9 protein-coding genes are annotated in these 20,683 nt (G+C 42.8%); 5 read left to right on the top strand and 4 right to left on the bottom strand.

The features are described from left to right. Window positions 1–16: 16 nt before the first annotated feature. Window positions 17–1,345: a TIGR03279 family radical SAM protein gene (locus H6G41_RS14265; RefSeq protein WP_190746839.1), complete on the bottom strand. Its 1,329-nt coding sequence runs from the start codon at window positions 1,343–1,345 to the stop codon at window positions 17–19. A 378-nt stretch (window positions 1,346–1,723) separates the two neighbouring features. Here H6G41_RS14265 and H6G41_RS14260 point away from each other — a divergent pair, with 378 nt between their 5' ends. Continuing rightward, window positions 1,724–10,138, top strand: coding sequence for an RHS repeat-associated core domain-containing protein (locus H6G41_RS14260; RefSeq protein WP_190746838.1), 8,415 nt, complete (start codon window positions 1,724–1,726; stop codon window positions 10,136–10,138). 59 nt (window positions 10,139–10,197) lie between these two features. Here H6G41_RS14260 and H6G41_RS14255 read toward each other — a convergent pair whose 3' ends face one another. Beyond that, window positions 10,198–11,160 (bottom strand): undecaprenyl-diphosphate phosphatase, encoded by a 963-nt coding sequence (locus H6G41_RS14255; RefSeq protein WP_190746870.1) that lies wholly within the window; start codon window positions 11,158–11,160, stop codon window positions 10,198–10,200. Window positions 11,161–11,553: 393 nt separating this feature from the next. Here H6G41_RS14255 and H6G41_RS14250 point away from each other — a divergent pair, with 393 nt between their 5' ends. After that, window positions 11,554–12,333, top strand: a complete 780-nt coding sequence (locus tag H6G41_RS14250; protein ID WP_190746837.1) for a DUF3120 domain-containing protein — start codon at window positions 11,554–11,556, stop codon at window positions 12,331–12,333. 290 nt (window positions 12,334–12,623) lie between these two features. After that, a complete protein-coding gene (locus tag H6G41_RS14245; protein WP_190746836.1) occupies window positions 12,624–13,445 on the top strand; it encodes a hypothetical protein in 822 nt (273 codons plus the stop codon). Here H6G41_RS14245 and thrC read toward each other — a convergent pair. Beyond that, window positions 13,442–14,533, bottom strand: coding sequence for a threonine synthase (gene thrC / locus H6G41_RS14240; RefSeq protein ID WP_190746835.1), 1,092 nt, complete (start codon window positions 14,531–14,533; stop codon window positions 13,442–13,444). The genes H6G41_RS14245 and thrC overlap by 4 nt on opposite strands. Window positions 14,534–14,850: 317 nt before the next feature. Here thrC and H6G41_RS14235 point away from each other — a divergent pair, with 317 nt between their 5' ends. Next, window positions 14,851–15,042 carry a hypothetical protein gene (locus tag H6G41_RS14235; protein WP_190746834.1) on the top strand — a complete coding sequence of 64 codons (192 nt, stop codon included), beginning with the start codon at window positions 14,851–14,853 and terminating at the stop codon, window positions 15,040–15,042. Window positions 15,043–15,226: 184 nt separating this feature from the next. Here H6G41_RS14235 and H6G41_RS14230 read toward each other — a convergent pair whose 3' ends face one another. Beyond that, complete coding sequence (locus tag H6G41_RS14230; RefSeq protein WP_190746833.1) at window positions 15,227–17,590, bottom strand: hypothetical protein; 2,364 nt, start codon at window positions 17,588–17,590, stop codon at window positions 15,227–15,229. A gap of 600 nt (window positions 17,591–18,190) precedes the next feature. Here H6G41_RS14230 and H6G41_RS14225 point away from each other — a divergent pair. Then, window positions 18,191–20,518, top strand: coding sequence for a VCBS repeat-containing protein (locus H6G41_RS14225; RefSeq protein WP_190746832.1), 2,328 nt, complete (start codon window positions 18,191–18,193; stop codon window positions 20,516–20,518). Window positions 20,519–20,683 lie beyond the last annotated feature (165 nt).

Below are 20,683 nucleotides of genomic sequence, written 5' to 3'. Positions count from 1 at the left end.
CTAGACGCAGAGTCGTTTAAGCAATACAGGTATCGATTAATTCTTCAATTCCTGCTACGGGAAAGATTTTAGTTCCCAGTTTACTGGCGACTGCTTCAATACTCATATCATCTAAAAATAACAATTCACCATGTTTAAGCATGACATTTGGCAGCAAAATGCCATCGCCTAAATCTTGGCCTTGTAAATTTAAAAGTAGATCGTGCCCTGTTAATAAGCCTGTAACGCTAATTTTTTGTCCCCAATAATCGCTAGCTAATGCCCGCATATTTACTTGCAAACCCGCTACAGTATTTAACTGTTGGAGAATTGGTTGAAATGCTTTTTCTACTGCATTACCAACTACCCAAGTTAATTTTTTCTGGGGAGAAATTTCGGATGGTAGTGATTTTGCGGCGGCGGCGAATTGCTTGAGAAATAATCGAATCGAACCAACACCATTATCAATTTGCGGATATTCTTCATATTCTGCTTCACTAGGCAATTCCTCACCGGCAATTAAAAACCACTCATCAGCCAACCAAACCACACTGGAACCGAATTTTTGCCGAAAGTCTTGGGAGAGCGATCGCACTTGGGAAATCACTTCTTGCGCTTTTTCGGGCGTTACCGCGATCAGTTCGTCTTCTTGGGGACGAAACCGCGTTAACCCCACCGGTACCACAGCCACCGATGCGACTGTTGGCACTTCACCAGTATAAAATGACGCTAAGTCTTTGAGGGTTTGTTCCAAATGTATACCATCATTTATACCCGGACAAACCACCACTTGGGCATGAATTTGTAGCCGTCTTTCTTGGAACCACTTCAACTGTGACAAAATTTGCCCAGCACGGGGATTTTTCAGCAATCTAGTTCTAACTTCCGGTTCTGTAGCATGAACAGAAACATATAAAGGAGACAGGCGCATTTGTTCAATCCGCTGCCATTCCCTTTCTGGTAAATTAGTCAAAGTTAAATAAGAGCCGTACAAAAAGCTTAAACGGTAATCGTCATCTTTAAAATACAAGCTAGAACGCTTACCCGGTGGTTGTTGATCGATAAAGCAAAATGGGCAGTGGTTATTGCACTGAATTAAAGCATCAAATAAAGCCGATTCAAATTCTAGCCCTAAGTCTTCATCGTAATCTTTTTCTATTTCCAAGTGATGGGTTTTACCAGCCGCATCTAAAACTTCTAATTCCAAAACTTCATCAGCACATAAATATTGATAATCAATCAAATCGCGGGGGCGTGTACCGTTAATTGCAACGATCGCATCTCCCGCTTCAAAGCCAATTTCAGCAGCTATGGAATCTGGTAAGACTTTACTAATTCGGGCAGGACGAATGGTAAGCGCACTCATAATATTAATCCGAAATCGTTTATTAATTATCTAGGCAAGGCAGAGAGTTTTATGAAATTTCTATAAAGCTCTCTGTCTGCGACAAATTGCAGTACTCATAGAAGAAAATTTAGCCAAATACTCATCTTAATTTATGAAATCTTCATAAAAATGTTTTGATAACTTTACACATTCTTTAACTTACTCCCAGCAACCTGTGAGATCGATTTTATTCTCGTTCTCCATTTTTGACTGAGATGAAAATGGTATTGCATAAGCTGTAAATCTCTTATCTAAAGAACTTAAGTTTTTACGGAATACCAGAGGCTGTTTACGTATAAATAGTGAGACTTTGTCAAAGTATCAAATTTCACTCTCAAATAACCGAAACAACAGTTTATGACCAATAACAATAGTCCAGTTACTTATAATTACGTTTCTCCTGGTGTAATTAACATCAAGGATGCAAATGGCTCTACGACACAAATCCGCTTCACCAGCACAGGTCAGGTTCAAAGCATACAAGATCCACTCAATCGCGTAACTCAATTTAGTTATGATGCCAATGACTATCTTAGTCAAATCACTGCACCAGGAAATAGCATTTCTAAATTTAGCTATGATGCTCAAGGGCGATTGTTGAGTCAAACAGACCCCTTGAATCAAAAGGTAAGCTTTACCTATACAGGAAATTTGGATTCGCCGACTACAGTAACAGATCAGAAGGGACAAGTAACTCAATATAGCTATAACACCTATGGTGAGTTGAGTGGAATTACTCATGCCAATGGAACGTCGGAAACTTTTAGTTACGATCTATCAGGTAATTTAGCTCAAGCCAAAGAACGCAGTGGCGATACATTCCAATATACATACGATAGTCAGGGGAAGGTGACGCGCAAGACCTTTGATGACGGCACTTTTGAAAGTTACACTTACAACACTAACGGGAAGATTAGTGCCATTACCAAGGGAAGTGACACAATTAGCTTCGACTATGACACAGAGAATCGCCTCACTAAAATTACTTATCCTAATGGACGCTGGCTGCAATATAGCTACGACAGTGAGGGAAAGCGGACAAAAATGGTGGATCAGAGTGGATTCACCGTTAACTATAGCTACGATGCAGATGATCGGTTAACTGGGTTAACTAATGCCACTGGTGCGAGCCTAATTACTTACACTTATGATGCAGTAGGGCGTTTGAGCCGAGAAACCAACGGTAACGGCACTTACACAACCTATAGCTATGATGCTGCCAATCAACTTACCGATATCTCGAATTATGCTGTCAATGGTACGGTAAACTCCTATTTCCGCTACACCTACGATAGTTTAGGTCGTCAAACCAGCGTCACCACAGCAGAAGGAAAAACAACCTATGAGTATGATGCCTCAGGACAGTTAACTCGTGCTTTTTTGGATTACACTAATGCGAGTTTGACAGATCAAGATTTGCGTTACACCTATGATGCGGCGGGGAATCGCATTAGTAGCACTGTCAATGGAGTAACAACAAACTATACCGCAAATAATCTCAATCAATATACTCAGGTTGGTAGTGCAATTTATACCTATGATGCAGATGGGAATTTAATTAAGGTTGTTGATGGCACTCAGACTTGGACTTACGTTTACAACGATGAAAACCGCTTAATTAGTGGCACAACACCCCAAGGGACTTTTGCTTATGAATATGATGCCTTGGGAAACCGCACTGCTGTTGTGTTTAACGGGCAACGCACAGAATACTTAGTCGATCCCATAGGATTAGGAGATATAGTTGGTGAGTATAACGGTAGTGGTGGGTTAATTGCCAATTACACGCATGGCATAGGTTTAGTCGGGCGTTTTGGCAGTGGTGGTGTAGCTAATTATTATGATTTTGATGCGATCGGTTCCACAGTTGGGTTAACAGGTGCATCAGGAAGTTACGTTAACCGCTATAGTTATCGTCCCTTTGGTGAAGCCATAACAAAAACTGAAGGAGTCGCCAACCCCTTTGAATATATTGGCCAATGGGGTGTAATGGATGATGCCAGTGGACTCGACTACATGAGGGCAAGATATTATTCACCTGCATTCGGTCGATTTATGAATCCCGATCCCCTTGGTCAGGCGGGTGGATTGAACTTGTATGCTTACTCACTCAACGATCCAGTTAATTTTCTTGACCCTTTAGGACTACAACAAAATACAAATAATAGAGGTGGGTTCGATTTTGCTAGAGGTATACGCGATCGCCAAACAGCGATAGAAAATCTCGATCCAGCTGCGTACAATGACGCAGGCAGAAGGATTCAAGATAGTAGTTCCAGATTTATCCAAGAATTGCCCAATCCAGGTAGCCGAAGTCCGTTGACGGGTCTGAGAAATATCAAAGACCTCATAGACGGAGGTGGTTTGACTCCAGGAGGTGACACTTCAGGTGGTACAAGTGGCTCAGGTGGGACAGAAGGGGCTGCTGATGCATGGGGAGGAGCAAAAAATGCCATTTCTCCCCTTGTCCTTGATCTGGACAATGATGGTATCGAATTAATATCTCTGCAAAACTCTACAGCTTTCTTCGACCTTGATGCGGATGGATTTGCAGAAAGAACAGGATGGGTTAAACCCGATGATGGAATTCTGGCACTCGATAAAAACAACAATTATCAGATTGACGATATCACCGAACTATTTGGTAACGCTACAACAGATGGTTTCATCATCTTAAAACAACTAGATAGTAATAATGACAATATCATCAATGCCAGTGATGCTCAGTTTGCTAATCTTAGAATTTGGCGAGATAGAGATGGGGATGGTTTTAGTGATTTAGGGGAACTCAGAAGCTTAAACGATTGGGGAATTAAAAGTATTAACCTCAATTACCAAACTGTTAATCTTACCAATGAAGGCAACCGCATCAGCAGTACCAGCACCTATACCCTCGCCAATGGGACAACAAGAGAAATTGTTGATGTCTGGTTCACTTTAGATCAGCTAACAAGTTACTACACCAAAGACTATCAACTCAAAACTGAAACCTTATTTTTGCCCATCCTCAAAGGCTACGGCAACTTACCAAACCTCTACATCGCCATGAGCAAAGATTCAACCTTGCTCAGCATGATGCGAGATTTAGTATTGCTAGATACTAGTAATTACGAACAGTTTTACAGCCAGTTCTTAACTCAAGTTGAAGCTTTGTTTTATCGCTGGGCTGGTGTGCAAAATGTCGCTGTTAATAGTCGTGGTGGAGGAATTGATGGCCGCAAGTTAGCATTTCTAGAAACTTTCTTTGGTGACAGTTTCCTTCAGTATGGTTCTAATCCTAATCCTGGCCCGCAAGCATCTAGAATTTTGCAAGGCATTTGGAACGATTTATTCCGTGAGTTGACTGGGCGATTGTTGGTTCAAGGATCATTACGCAATTTCTTTCCTCATACAACTTACAACCTTGCCAATGACAGCCTAGAAAGCAGCACAGATTTAAACACTGTTCTCAACAGTTTAGTTGCTAATGCACCTACTAATGGCGATCAGGCAATTATTTACTGGAGTTTTGTCATAGCTGGTTTGGATGCTTATGAAAACCGCTTTGGGCTAACACAAACCGAATATGACCAAAAAATCAACCAAGCTTTAGCTTCTAGCCAACTTTCAGGTTATCTCAATGCCTTGCGTCAGCCTAACGTTTTCAGCATCACCAATGACGTAATTGGCGGCACATCCGGTAATGACATTATTAATGGTGGGTTAGGCAACGATCGCATTAACGGTGGTAACGGAGATGATGTAATTAGTGGTAGTAGTGGCGATGATGACCTAGATGGCGGATTTGGTAATGACAAAATTAGTGGTAATGATGGTAATGACGTTATCAGGGGTGGATTAGGAATTGATACCCTGGATGGTGGCAGTGGTAATGATACTGTCAATCTCGATTTATCAGGTCAAACTATTAATCTGACAATTACCAACCCCAGTGGGGGAATTAATTTACCAGGAATTGTTACAGCCACTAATTTTGAGAATTTCACGATTACTACAGGTAGTGGTAACGACCAAATAGTGCAAGCGGCCTTAATCGGGGGAGTAGTTTACCGCAGCAATGATACTTTCAACGGTGGCGCAGGTAATGATACTCTTAATCCAGGTTTAGGTGTGAGCGATCGCGCTGATGGTGGTACAGGAGACGACCTGCTGATCCTCGACTACTCCATTGATGATGTCGGAAATGGGATGATTTTTAGTTCCAACCCAGTAACTGAAGAATCTACCGGCAGTGCAGGACGGACATCGACCACAGGAAATTGGATTGATTCAATCTCCTTCAGTGGTATCAACCGTTTCCAAATCACAGGTACAAGCAAAAACGACACCATTACCACAGGTGCAGGCAACGATACCATTAACGGTGGTGCAGGTAACGACACAATTAATGGTGGGTTAGGCAACGATCGCATCAATGGCGGTGATGGCAACGACACTATTACAGTTAGCGCAGGTAACGATACAGTAGATGGAGGATTAGGTAGCGATCGCCTAATTTTGGATTTATCTACTGAAACAACTGGGCGCACCTTCGGTCTCATCAATGGCGATCTAACTATTCCCGGTGTAGTCACAGCCACAAACTTTGAAGAATTTACCATCACCACAGGTTCCGGTAACGACACAATTAACCAACCCACCACAGTCAACTCAGCTGTCTACCGTCGCAACGACATCTTCAACACGGGTGCAGGCAACGATACCATTAACCTGGGGTTAGGTACAAATGACCGTGCTGATGGCGGTACAGGCGATGACCTGCTGATTGTGGACTACTCCGTTGACGATGTGGGTCAACAGATGAACTTTAGTGCTTACAGCAACAGTAATGGCGAATCAGCTGGCAGTGCCTACCGTTTTCCAGCAACCGCAAGCAACTATCTGGACAACATCTCGTTTAGCAATATCAACCGTTTCCAAGTTACAGGCACGAGTAAAAACGACAACATCACTACAGGTGCAGGCAATGACACCATACTCGGTGGTGCAGGCAATGACAGCATTAATGGTGGGGCAGGTAATGACAACATTAATGGTGGTATTGGTAATGACACCATACTCGGTGGTGCTGGTAATGACACCATTAACGGCGGCGATGACAACGACAGCATCAATGGTGGTGCAGGTAATGACTCGATTAATGGGGGCAATGGCAACGACACCATAGTTGGTGGTGGCGGTACAGATATCGTCGATGGCGGTGCAGGTATTGACCGACTGATCCTAGATTTGTCCAGTCAAACCAGTAATCAGAGCATTGGCTTATTAGGCAGTAACTTGACCTTAGGCGGAGTCACAGCCACAAACTTTGAAGAATTCACCATCACCACAGGTTCCGGTAACGACACAATTAACCAACCCACCACAGTCAACTCAGCTGTCTACCGTCGCAACGACATCTTCAACACAGGTGCAGGCAACGATACCATCAACTTGGGGTTAGGTACAAATGACCGTGTTGATGGCGGTACAGGCAATGACCTGCTGATTGTGGACTACTCAGTCGATGATGTGGGTAGGGAAATGTACTTGAATGTCTCCAGCAGTAATGGCGAGTCATTTGGCAGTGCCTACCGTTTTCAAGCAACCACCAGCACCTATCTGGACAACATCTATTTCAACAACATCAACCGTTTCCAAGTCACAGGTACGAGTAAAAACGATAACATTACTACAGGTGTTGGTAATGATACCATCAACGGTGGTGCAGGCAATGACAGCATTAATGGTGGTGCAGGTAATGACAGCATTAATGGTGGTGCAGGTAATGACAGCATCAATGGTGGTGCAGGTAATGACAGAATCAATGGTGGCGACGGCAACGACACCATAGTTGGTGGTGGCGGTACAGATATCATCGATGGCGGTGCAGGGATTGACAGACTGATCCTGAACTTGTCCAGTCAAAGCAGTAACCAGACCTTGGGCTTTCTAGGAAGTAACTTCACCTTAGGTGGAGTCACAGCCACAAACTTTGAAGAATTCACCATCACCACAGGTTCCGGTAACGACACAATTAACCAACCAACCACAGTTGACTCAGCCATCTACCGTGGCAACCAAACCTTCAACACAGGTGCAGGCAACGATACCATCAACCTGGGGTTAGGTACAGATGACCGTGCTGATGGTGGTACAGGTAATGACCTGCTGATTGTGGACTACTCCGTTGACGACGTGGGGCAACAGATGTACTTGAATGCCTCCGGCAGTAATGGCGAGTCATTTGGCAGTGCCTACCGTTATCAAGCAGCCACCAGCAGCTTTTTGGACTACATCTCGTTTAGCAACATCAACCGTTTCCAAGTCACAGGTACAAGTAAAAACGACAACATTACTACAGGTGTAGGCAATGACAGCATCAATGGTGGTGCAGGCAATGACAGCATTAATGGTGGTGCAGGTAATGACAGCATCAATGGCGGCGATGGCAATGACAGCATCAATGGTGGTACAGGCAATGACAGCATCAATGGCGGCGACGGCAACGACACCATAGTTGGTAGTGGCGGTACAGATATCATCGATGGCGGTGTAGGTATTGACCGACTGATCCTGGACTTGTCCAGTCAAACCAGTAACCAGACCTTGGGCTTTCTAGGAAGTAACTTCACCTTAGGTGGAGTCACAGCCACAAACTTTGAAGAATTCACTATCACCACAGGCGCAGGTAACGACAGCATTAACCAACCAACCACAGTTGACTCAGCTATCTACCGTCGCAACGATACCTTCAACACAGGTGCAGGCAACGATACCATTAACCTGGGGTTAGGTACAGATGACCGTGCTGATGGCGGCACAGGTGATGACCTGCTGATTGTGGACTACTCCGTTGACGATGTCGGTCAACAGATGAACTTTAGTGCTTCCAGCAGTAATGGTGAATCATCTGGTAGTGCCTACCGTTATCAAGCAGCCACCAGCAGCTATCTGGACAACATCTCGTTTAGCAACATCAACCGTTTCCAAGTCACAGGTACAAGTAAAAACGACAACATTACTACAGGTGCAGGCAATGACACCATACTCGGTGGTGCAGGCAATGATTACATTAATGGTGGGGCTGGTGATGACACCATACTCGGTGGTGCAGGCAATGACAACATTAATGGTGGCTTAGGCAATGACAGCATCAATGGCGACGATGGCAACGACACTATCAACGGTGGTGGCGGAACCGATATCATTGATGGTGGTGCAGGGATTGACCGACTGATCCTGGACTTGTCCAGCCAAACCAGTAACCAGACCTTGAGCTTACCGAGCAGTAATTTCACCTTAGGTGGAGTCACAGCCACAAACTTTGAAGAATTCACTATCACCACAGGTTCCGGTAACGACACAATTAACCAACCAACCACAGTTGACTCAGCCATCTATCGTCGCAACGAAACCTTCAACACAGGTGCAGGCAATGATACCATCAACCTGGGGTTAGGTACAGATGACCGTGCTGATGGTGGCACAGGTGATGACCTGCTGATTGTGGACTACTCCGTTGACGACGTGGGTCAACAGATGAACTTTAGTGCTTCCAGCAGTAATGGTGAATCATCTGGTAGTGCCTACCGTTTTTCAGCAACCGCAAGCAGCTATCTGGACTACATTTATTTCAACAACATCAACCGTTTCCAAGTCACAGGTACAAGTAAAAACGACAGCATTAACACAAGTGTAGGCAATGACACCGTCAACGGTGGTGCAGGCAATGATTACATTAATGCTGGGGCTGGTGATGACACCATACTCGGTGGTGCAGACAATGACAACATTAATGGTGGCTTAGGTAATGACAGCATCAACGGCGGCGATGGCAACGATTACATTAATGGTGGTGGCGGTACTGATATTGTCGATGGCGGTGCAGGGATTGACCGACTGATCCTGGATTTGTCCAGTCAAACCAGTAACCAGACCATTGGCATACTGGGCAGTAACCTCACCTTGGGCGGAGTCACAGCCACAAATTTTGAAGAATTTACCATTACCACAGGTTCCGGTAACGACACAATTAACCAACCGACCACAGTCAACTCAGCCATCTATCGTCGCAACGAAACCTTCAACACAGGTGCAGGCAACGATACCATCAACCTGGGATTAGGTACAACCGACCAAGCTGATGGCGGCAGTGGCGATGACCTGCTGATTGTGGACTACTCAGTCGATGATGTGGGTAGGGAGATGAACTTTTATGCCTACGAAAATAATGGCGAGTCCTCTGGTGTTGCCCAACGCTATCAAGCCGCCAGCAGCAACTTTTTGGACTACATTTCTTTCTACAATATCAATCGGTTCCAAGTCACAGGCACAAGTAAAAACGACATCATCACTACAGGTGCAGGCAATGACACCGTCAATGGTGGTGCAGGCAATGACCGCATTAATGGTGGGGCTGGAGACGATATTCTAGTTGGAGGCTTAGGCAATGATACGCTAACAGGTAGCAGTGGAGCAGACAAATTTACTGTCAATGCTGCTAATCAAGGGATTGATGTTATTACTGATTTCTTGAGTAGTCAAGGCGACAAAATTTATGTTTCTGCCTCTGGTTTTGGCGGTGGTTTAGTAGCAGGTGCAACAATTACATCTGAGCAATTTGTCTTAGGCACAGCTGCGGGTGATGTTTCCGATCGCTTTATCTATAACTCGACTACTGGAAATTTATTGTTTGACATTGATGGTACAGGTAGTCTAGCAGCTACACAAATTGCTGTACTCAGTTCTAAACCTGCTTTGAGTTATAGTGACATCCTTGTAATTGCTTAAGCATAAGCGGTAATTTTTTTGAATAATACAGTGGTCAGCCCAGCTGACCACTGATTTTTTTAAATATTCTTCAAGAAACCAGCACTAATGGCCCCCAAGATTAATACACCAAATACTAATCGATACCAAATAAACACCCAGGTACTGCGGGTTTTGAGGAAGCGCAGTAATCCAGCGATCGCAATATAAGAAAAAATAGCAGATGAAATCACGCCTGCAACTAAGGGAATTATGCTGGCGCTACTTAACCCTGCTTCGACAACACCTTTTAACTCCACTAACCCCGCTAGGGTAATGGCGGGAATACCCAGCAAAAATGAAAACCGGGCTGCTGTTTCCCGTTCTAATCCCATAAATAACCCCCCTGTGAGGGTAGAACCAGAACGCGATACACCAGGAATTAATGCTAAAGCTTGCGCTAAACCCATCAATAGCCCGTCATTCATGTTCAGTTTTTCAAAGTTGCGCTGACGCTTACCTACCTGTTCTGCTAATCCCAGCAACAGTGACATGACGATCGAAGCCACAGCGATCGCACTTAAGCTTCTAATGGGAGAATTATCAAAATCTGGGATAAATTTTTTGATTAACAGTCCAAAAAAAACAATGGGTACTGTTCCCAAAATAATCCCCAAAGCTAGCCGCAAGTCATAATCATAATAATCTTTCAGGGAAATTGCTCTGACCGAACCCTTGATAATGCGTGACAAATCAGGCCAAAAGTACCACAGCACTGCTGCAATACTACCCAATTGAATAATTGCTGTAAAAGCTACCCCCGGATCGCCCCAACCCAGCACCACAGGTACAACTTTTAAATGGGCGGTACTACTAATCGGGAGGAATTCTGTCATCCCTTGGACAAAACCTAAAATAATTGCTTGCAAAATATTCATTTGTTGCACCCCCTCATCCACTGGGCTAGGCTGGGCGCTGAGAACTTGCAGCGGAAATGCGGCTACGGAAACAGTAGCAGATACCGCACTCAACATTAAGAACCTTTGACGTTTAAATAAAGCCATTAGCTTACCTGCGATCGCTGAGACTACAACCAATTACACAAATCAACTATCTGGCGAACTTGCCAGGATAATACAAAACAAAGCTGCGGGTTTTTATTTATCCCCACGAAGCCGCGCCATTAATTTAGCACTCTCCAATTCAGAGAGTAGCGGTTAATGGCTAGCTTTGCGCTCAAATAGATTAAGGCTTGACGATTATCTTTTAAAGTTTGTGCGATCGCGAATAGTTTGGGCATGGGGCATTGGGCATTGGGCATGGGGCATGTCTCCTTTGCCTCCCTTGTCCCCTCATCCGTTTTCCGCAAAATCAGGTAAGATAAATATGCCCCAGGGGGGGATTTTTTCGTGTGATATCTTAAGTAAGATAAAGTTTAGTAACAATTATTAAAAACGTTGATTAATAATACATTGTCATCTTACGGTACTTCTACCAACCCTATAGATACTGAGTTACACAGCATTACTCAGGGACATACAGGTATAGGTGAATTAGAGACAACACTCTCGCAATCGCCTAATCTGCCAATTTCTCCTGCTGCGACAAAGCTTTGGCTAGTGTTAGCGGCGGCTGTATTTTTGGTATCTGTACCAGTGTTTATTGAAGCACCGTTAGTGCGATCGCTTCCTAGTTTAAGTTTGGCGATGACAGGATTTTGGGTATGGCTGAGTTTTACCTTAATGTCACGTTCAGCAACTTATCTTTGGGGTGATTTGCTCTTAGGTTTCAGCTGGAGTTGGCTAGCAGGCGCGATTTACTGGGGATGGTTACGCTGGGAACCCTTATGGCATTTACCAGTAGAGTCGATAGGATTACCTTTTGCCTGTTGGTGTTTGGCGCGGAATTGGAACAAAGTTGGTAGTTGGTTTTATTTAGGTTCTTTATTCGGTACAGTCTTAACGGATGTATATTTTTATGTAGTAGATTTAATGCCTTATTGGCGGCAAATTATGCGAGTAGAGCCTGAGGAAGTCTCAGAAATTCTACAAACTGCTCTCATGCAAGTACAAACACCTTGGGGGCAAACTTGGGCAGTCATTCTCGCTTTGCTACTGTTAAGTTTGGGAATTGTACCTTTATTCAACCAGCAACGACACTGGTATGCTTTTGGTGGGGCAGTTTTAAGCACTATTTTAGTAGACAGCCTATTTTTATTAGCGGCAATTTTGGCTTAATCAATTCGTAGTAAGGACTTCAGTCCTTTGTTATGAAGCACTTTGGTGCTTACTACAAACTGATTTAAAATATATAGTTTGTTATTATTTATACTTTAAAATTTTGTTATTTTTTAATTGGATATCCCCAATTTCAGAATTAGAGATTAACAAGCAGATAGCGTGAATCTGGTAATGTTGTCTTTACTGGTACAGTGACCGCAGCTAATTTCACTGGTGTCGGTGCTTTTATCAAAGGTATGATCTTGATATTAGAAACCATCAATAATGCACAATAATGCACAATAGCCGTGATTCAAAATTTACTGCTAAACATTAGCGAATTGCTGCAAACAGAACTGGCTGGATTCATCCCCCAGCCAACAAATCATATTCTGGCTTTACCACTTACTGATACCACAGATGAATCCCTACCACTCATTGGTATTTATCCTAGTAGCTTAGAAATCAGTCAAAATATTAAAGAAAGCAGTTCTAATCAGCCACAGTTACAAGAACTGCACCAAGAAATCATCATCGATCTTCAACAAACAGGGTTGACTTATCAACTAGATAAAACCCCGGTTCGGGGTTTCACTCTCTGTCATCTCATTTTTGATCAGGAACAAGTTCTTCTTGAGGAAGATACTGATTTTACTATTGATTATCAACAAGCAACAATTACCTTGAAAAAAGATTTGTCGAAAGCTAGTAAAATTCTCATAGATTATTCGTTTATGAGTATTCTAGTCATTCGGGAATTTATTCAAGAATTTTTTATAGATATATTGGACGCTCGCCTAACTAATATTGAAAAATTTTCTTCTTTAATCTTAGGGATTCTTCTCACTAGTAATGATGAATTAATTAAGAATTATAATTTTCATAATCCAGTTACCCAATACCAAACAAATAAAATTGTCACTACTCACCTGATTAGTCAAATTCGTTTGATTAATGGTAATTACATCAATCTTTTTAGCCCATTTAAATTTCAATTGAGATTGAAAGTAATAGGACAATTAAAGCTTAGCAAGACAGTTAGAGAATCCGTATCGCCAATTCAAGAGATTCAAATTTCTCAAAATCTGAATTCTTCAGGACGGGAAAACCCCGCCCCTACGGATTTTTAAAATCCCATTGCTTCGGCTACGGCTCCTAATTCTGCGGCAATTCCCTGTTTGAATTGACTGTTGCTGTGCTTAATAGCTGTATCAGGGTCTTTCAGTCCATTGCCGGTAAGGACGCAAACGACGGTGGCTCCTGAGGGGATTTGGTCTTTGACTTGCAACAGTCCAGCGACGGAAGCGGCGCTGGCTGGTTCGCAAAATACACCTTCGGTTGATGCTAAAAGGCGGTAAGCATCAAGAATTTCGGCATCGGTGACGGCGTGGAAGTTTCCTTGACTGGCTGATTTGACGGCGATCGCTTTTTCCCAACTCGCTGGATTCCCAATGCGAATCGCTGTAGCAATGGTTTCCGGGTGCGCTACTGGCTGGCCATTGACTAAGGGGGCTGCACCTGCGGCTTGGAATCCCATCACCTTGGGTAAGCGATCGCATTTCCCAGCTTGGTGATATTGACAAAAGCCCATCCAGTAAGCAGAAATATTTCCCGCATTCCCTACAGGAATACACAGCCAATCTGGAGCATTACCCAGCACATCGACAATTTCAAATGCGGCTGTTTTCTGCCCTTCTAAGCGGTAGGGATTAACCGAATTCACCAAGGTAATGGGATAGCTTTGGGCCATTTCCCGGACAATTTCCAAGGCGCGGTCAAAATTTCCTTTAATCGCTAATACTTCCGCACCGTATAACAAAGCTTGGGCTAACTTACCTAAAGCTACATACCCATCGGGAATCAGCACAAAGGCATTCATTCCCCCCCGTCTGGCGTAAGCAGCGGCTGCTGCTGAGGTGTTACCCGTACTGGCACAAATCACCGCCTTAGCGCCTTCTTCCTTCGCTTTAGAAATGGCCATGGTCATTCCCCGGTCTTTGAAGCTACCAGTGGGGTTGAGACCATCGTATTTCACAAACACGCGCACTTGTCTACCAATGCGTTCTGCGATCGCTGGTACTGGGATCAAAGGCGTGTTACCCTCCAACAGAGTAACAACCGGCGTTTTTTCGCTGACAGGCAAGTATTCACGATAGGCTTCTATCAGTCCAGGCCAAGGTTGGCGATGAGATTTAGCAACAGACGGGCTTACAGTCACGGTGATTTATACAAATTTTTTTAGTGCAAACAGAAAAATACCAGTGGTACACATCTTGCACCACTAGCGGCGCTCAACACAAGAATCAAGTAATTTCTTATGGCTTTGGCGTTTTACCATAAGTTTTATTTACCGTTTTCCTCACAGCTTTGTGATGTTTTCTCTGGAACACATCTGTGACAATTGGAGTCTCTTATCACATAACTCCAAATCTATTAGAGTAAGTGATAGAAACGATACAATTATTTAACAAAGCTTAAAACTACATTATTATAATATCTCTAATGGTGTGAGTTGAGTTGTGGATCGAGTTAACTATGTCTACCTATTCATCTAGTGTTTCTGACCGCTCTTCCCAAGAAGCTTGGGCAAGCAAGTTAAACAAGTCTTATTACCAAGACGATCAGCAAATCAAATTTATGCACTTGCAAGCAGAGATTGACTCTTTGCTGATGCAGTTGCAGAATCTCAAAGAGCAACGTCTGTCTAGCAATAGCCAAGAACGTTAAGCAAACCGTAGTCTGAAGTCTGGAGGCTGAAGGCAACATCAAGAAATTGTCTTTATTTCTTAGCTGCCGAAGATTCAATCCAGTAACCTTACTGATGAGGTTGCACTCACTGCCACTGAATTTATGATTAGCCTCCGATAAGGCACCCTCCGGGTGTCTGCATACTTCAGCCGGATTGTTGCTGTTATTCAAAGCGTTGATTTTTCTTTGACCAGCGCTTGAGGCTATACTTATTGCCATTCTCCACTAACAATGCCAGAGATGACAGGTCTGACAGCTTTGCGATCGCTGTCAGTGATTGCTCGGAATTTGATTGAAAATCAGTATAAAGTACTTTACCACTATTAGACAAGATAAGAGTGCGGGGACGAGATAAATTTTTTGTTGGTTCAATTTCCTGCTTCAGCGATTCCTGCAAGGCGGCGATCGCTTCTGTGGAAATAGTCAGTACAGTTTCTGGCTGAGGATTATTGGTTAAATTCATCACCTGTACAGGCCAATAACCTAGTTGTTGCTGCATCTGTGGCACGCTTGGCATAGTACCTGGGGGAATTTGCCCTGATTTTTGTAAAGTTCGCCACACCGTAGGTAGCAATATTTTCACCCTGGCGGGATCTTGTTGAGATAGTTGTTCCACCGTCAAGGGCGATGGTTGTACCCATTCCAGCGCCGCATCTGTCAAAGCTAATGGCTGGGGTTGCAGCCAGTTATTTTGGTCGTTAGCAATTTTTTGTCCGGCTACTAATAGGCGTAAAACTCCATCCTGTATTTTTATCCCTTGAATTGTGGCAGTAGTAATTTGTTGTTCGCCATTGGGTAACCAAATGACGAGTAAAATTCCTGGATCAGAATAAATACCTAAAGTTTCCCAAAGAAATTTCGCCGGAGAAATTTTTGGTAGTTGTAAATTGGCAAAGGGAAAATTTAGCCAGCGTTTACCATCATGAAATGCACTCACCTCTATCTGATACCAAACTTCGTTATCTGGAAGTTTGAGAGTTCCTTGGGGGTTTGGTCTTAGCCAATCGCTGCTAATAACTTGTGTTATTGGTTGTACTGCACCAACAATGCGGCTGGGATGAGTGGAAATAATTTTCGGTTTGACTCCTTGATGATTGAGCATGACTAATAAATCTTGAATGCGAGTTAGAGTATCGGAACTAATTTGTGGTTGGGCTTGCAACCAAGAAATTGCCCGTTCTTCTCCTCGTTGCACTGCTAAAATTAATGCTCCCCAAGCTGCAACTTCTGAGCGTTTAGGATTGACGCGCAATGCAGTTGTGGCGCGATTCCATAACCTACCGCCATCCATTTGCAGTAGGGTTGCAATTTCTTGGACATTCTCTGATGATGCAGCAAATACCTGTAAAGCCTTCTCCCAGCGACCATCAATCAAATCTGCGAGTACCTCTTGGCTAGGAATTGCCCAAATTTGATCGGCTTGGCTTTTAGTGATTTGCGAATGCAGTTGAATTACAGTCATTTGTGCTTGTGCTGCTGGTGGAAACGCTTGTTTTCGCTGTTTTTGGATAGATTGCAACCATTCATAGGCTGGCGTCCATAATCCATTGCGGGCGAGTAGCAAAGCATCTTCGTAAGCATTATCTTTGAATGCTGGTATTTTCAGGGAAATTTCTGCTAATTCAATGGGTTGAGCCGCCAAATTTAAAGGTTTAACTTGATAAATGCGTAACTGTGGTTCTAACCCGACTGTTTGATCGATCACTAATTCTTTGGTAGCATCGCCAGTTACTTGCTGCCATTTAGGTACTTGTCCATTGGGGCTTTTCCACGCCAACATCTCATGCAACTGACTGCGTTGGGAATTGTAGTAGACAATTTTACCGTAGGCGATCGCACCTGCGCCTTGAGGTAATTTACCTTGTAAATCAAACCAAATACCTGATGATGACTTGTCACTGGGAAAGGTTTCTAACTCATTTAAGGGTAAGGGAAGGCTGTTTTCTGCATTGTCTACTCTACTAGCTTCATCTGTGGAAGCTAAAACAAAGGCTTCTTCCGGCCCGGCCGTCTTTAATTGGGAAACCAGATGATAATATTTTTCCGGTAGGGATTGAAATTCCAAATCTTGGGACTCTTGATATACCCTCAGTTCGACAATTACTTGACAATCTAATTGGCAATTGGAGCGCTGTTGAATAACTGGTAGTAAGAAAGAGTTTTTTTTATCCTTAGCCAAAGTTAGGGTTTGCCCAGCTACAAGCTTTTTTTGACCCAGAGCGATTTTAATTTGTTTGAGCGTTTGAGGTCGTTCACCCTCATTAACAACTGTAATTTGCGCCCATTCTGGTAAATATTTATTTAGCCAAATAATTTTCTCTGGATTGAAGATAAAGAGAATGCTAATCCAGGCAAAAGTCATTACTAATCCCACACTGCTAGCCAATGCAGCGATCGCTAGTGTTGATATTAACCAATTTCCCAACTGACTATTGTTTTGGGGTTTCACAAACAGATACTTCATACCTGCACGAGGCTGATTTTTCCCTAAAGGCTTGGATGTCAGTTTTCGCAACCGATTTGCCATGCTAATTTTCGCTCTATCCAGAGAATATATTTGAGCTAAGTAATTTATCTTTTATACTCGCGCTGGGGAAATATTGCCCAGACATTTTTTAGTCTAATTTGCTCAACATCAGTAAAATTACGCAAAATATTCATAAATAAACTTAAATACACTTAAAACTCGCATGAGTAAATCGAGTAGAAGCAGTTGAACTAGGGAATGATTATTCAAAATAAGATTAAAAGCTGGATGCTCGTGGCAAATTTCTCCCTGCATGACTCTTAGTGCAATAATTCATATTTGAGCAACCAATCATAGATAAAATCAATATCCAGCGATCATTAGCATTATTAAAAGTACTTTTATTTTTTAGTTATTTTTAAGTTTTTTTTTGACCAGTCAAGATATTTTTATCACAAAATATCAAACTTTATCTTCCAGGTATTAAGTATTTTTCCTGAAGAAATTCATAGTAAGTTTACTGAAGCTTTTTTCATGATTTTCACAATAACCTGATGATGTATTCCTCACCATTGCAATGAATAAAATTAAATTTGCTGCCTCTTTTACAAGCTAAAAATAAACGGGTGAGGAAGCCAACACACGCTTCACGGAAAAATCATGAGCCTATCATTTACAAGTGCTAATCAATTTCCAGTTGATTCGCGTCCTTCTTCTGTCGTAGTCAAAGACTTAAACGGTGACAAAAAACCTGACTTATTGGTGGCGAACGTTGATGACGAAAACATCTCAGTATTCTTAAACGATGATCGTGGCGGCTTTGATGAAGCTATTAATTTTACAGTCGGGACAACTCCTACTTCCATTGCGGTGGGAGCTATAAACAATGATGATCGAGTTGATTTGGTAATAGCGTCCGCTGAAAACAAAAGCATTTCTATATTTTCCAACAATGGTATAGGTGGTTTTAGTACTCCCAGCCCGATCGCGTTAGATATTAAACCTTCGATGGTTGTACTAGGAGATATCAACGGTGATGGCAAAATTGACTTGGTAGTGGGGGATGCTGAAAAGGAAAATGTATCCGTATTTTTCAACGATGGTATGGGCGGATTTGATCCTCCTACCAATATCACAGTCGGGATTGTACCTTCTGGCGTTGTCGTGGGAGACATAGACGGCGATCAAAAACTTGACTTGTTAGTAGCAAACTATGCCTCTGGTAATGTCTCAGTACTGTTGAACGATGGTAATGGTGGCTTTGGTAATACCACTAATTTCACAATTGGGACAAGTTCTAATTCTGTTGTCTTGGAAGATATAGATGGTGATGGCAAAGTTGACTTAGTATTGTCAAACCCTGAGCAGAAGCAAGTCTCGGTGCTGTTGAATGACGGTAAGGCGGGTTTTAGTACTGCGACTAATTTCACAGTAGAAACATCTTTAGATTACGTTGCTGTGGGAGATATAGATAATGACAGCAAATCTGACTTGGTAGTAGCAGATGCTGAGTCTGGTAGCATCTCAGTACTGTATTATAATTCCGCCCCAACAGAGTTAATATTTAGCGCTGTCAGCGATGACGATGACGATGACGATGACGATGACGATGATGAATATGGTGATGGTGACGACGATGATGAATATGGTGATGGTAGTGGTGATGATGACAGTGATGATGCTTATGGCGATGATGACAAACTTATTGGTATCTTCCGCACCACTGATACACACAAAACAGAGAAACACATTTACAGTTTAGTTCAAGGCACTGGTGATACTGATAATGATGCGTTCATTATCGAAGAGGGTCGTCTAAAAATTAAATATTCTGCGACTAAATCTATTTACAATATCCGCGTCCGTACTACTGACAGTGGAGGACTTTTCGTTGATAAAGATTTTTCTATTAATTTTGAGCAGCTTGGGTTTTTTACAACTTCTGAGGTGAAAACCACTATCAAGATAACTAATGTTACTGAGAATATCTTTACTGTCAAAAGTAAAATTAAAGGTGATAAAGCAAAACTGTCAATCAAAATTGAAGGTAGTAATTCTCAAACAGTCAATGAGATAGGTGTGTTTGTCGTTGACGATGCACAAGGTACAATTGACGGAATTGCTCCTAGTGCAGTTGGTTACGCAGAAGTAGCTCTCAAGCGAGCAAAGATAGTTTGTTCTGCTATTGCTAATGCACCCACTGGTTTTAATCCTGCCGATCTGCCAAACTTATTAGAATTCAACTCAGGTACAAACTTGAGATTCTACACAATCAAAAGCAGCACAAGTTATTCTGTGCTGTCTGGACAAACTTCTTTCTCCGAGGTAGTCTTTTCATCTGCGACCAATCTCAGTGTGGTAAGCACAGAAACTGAGGGGTTCTCTCTAGCTTGGAAAGGTTTAGGTATTGGAGGTAGGGATTTAGTCATTAAGTTTAAGGAAACTAATCAAGACATCCCTCTAGGTACAGCTTTGCAAGGAAAACATCAAGGCGAAGTCATTGATTTACGGGAAGCCAAAACTAAAGTAAAAGCAGAATTTATAGTCCACAGAGAAGCTGCTTACGACAACTTGATAGGCTTCTGTAGAATAGACGATGCAGATGGTGGAATTGATAGCGATCGCGATGGCAAAATTGACTTCCGTCCAGGGGATGCAGGTTATCTTAAAGCAATGCTGCGCGCTCGTGTTGAGGGTATTGATTTAAAGGTAAGCAATCAAGGTACAGCTACTTTCAGCAGCAGTTTTGAATCAGGTTGGCTGTTTGCACCTTATATTATTGCTAATACCACTGTGGAAGCAATTTTAAATAGTAATTCCAGTGACTTAGCAGTTTACAGCCCATTTATCGGTGCGAATCCGGGAAAAAACAGTCATGTTCGCCTCTTAGGAAACAACATCTTTGCTTTTGAGGATACAGTAGGAGCCAGTAGCGATTGGGATTGCAACGATTTAATTGTTCAAGTCAAATTGTCTGCGACTACTTGAATATTTATGGTTGTTGACGGTTGACGGTGGTCACTGAAGCTCACTCGAAGTGTTGACGGTTGACAGAAAGGGTGGGGTCTGGAAATTTCTGGGTTAAACCCAGCCGTAATTACTACTAAAGGCGGTGTAGGAATTAACCTCACCGCCTTTGTACTTTTCCTTGTG

The sequence above is a fragment of the Tolypothrix sp. FACHB-123 genome (assembly GCF_014697075.1).
Classification (GTDB): domain Bacteria; phylum Cyanobacteriota; class Cyanobacteriia; order Cyanobacteriales; family Nostocaceae; genus Aulosira.
The sequence above is the reverse complement of the archived record's forward strand: the minus strand, read 5'-3'. Positions and strand labels throughout refer to the sequence as shown.

Excerpts from the sequence above, each read along its gene's own strand:
- H6G41_RS14265 (WP_190746839.1), bottom strand. The coding sequence starts at position 1,345 with ATGAGTGCGCTTACCATTCGTCCTGCCCGAATTAGTAAAGTCTTACCA.
- H6G41_RS14260 (WP_190746838.1), top strand. The coding sequence starts at position 1,724 with ATGACCAATAACAATAGTCCAGTTACTTATAATTACGTTTCTCCTGGT.
- H6G41_RS14255 (WP_190746870.1), bottom strand. The coding sequence starts at position 11,160 with ATGGCTTTATTTAAACGTCAAAGGTTCTTAATGTTGAGTGCGGTATCT.
- H6G41_RS14235 (WP_190746834.1), top strand. The coding sequence starts at position 14,851 with ATGTCTACCTATTCATCTAGTGTTTCTGACCGCTCTTCCCAAGAAGCT.
- H6G41_RS14230 (WP_190746833.1), bottom strand. The coding sequence starts at position 17,590 with ATGGCAAATCGGTTGCGAAAACTGACATCCAAGCCTTTAGGGAAAAAT.
- H6G41_RS14225 (WP_190746832.1), top strand. The coding sequence starts at position 18,191 with ATGAGCCTATCATTTACAAGTGCTAATCAATTTCCAGTTGATTCGCGT.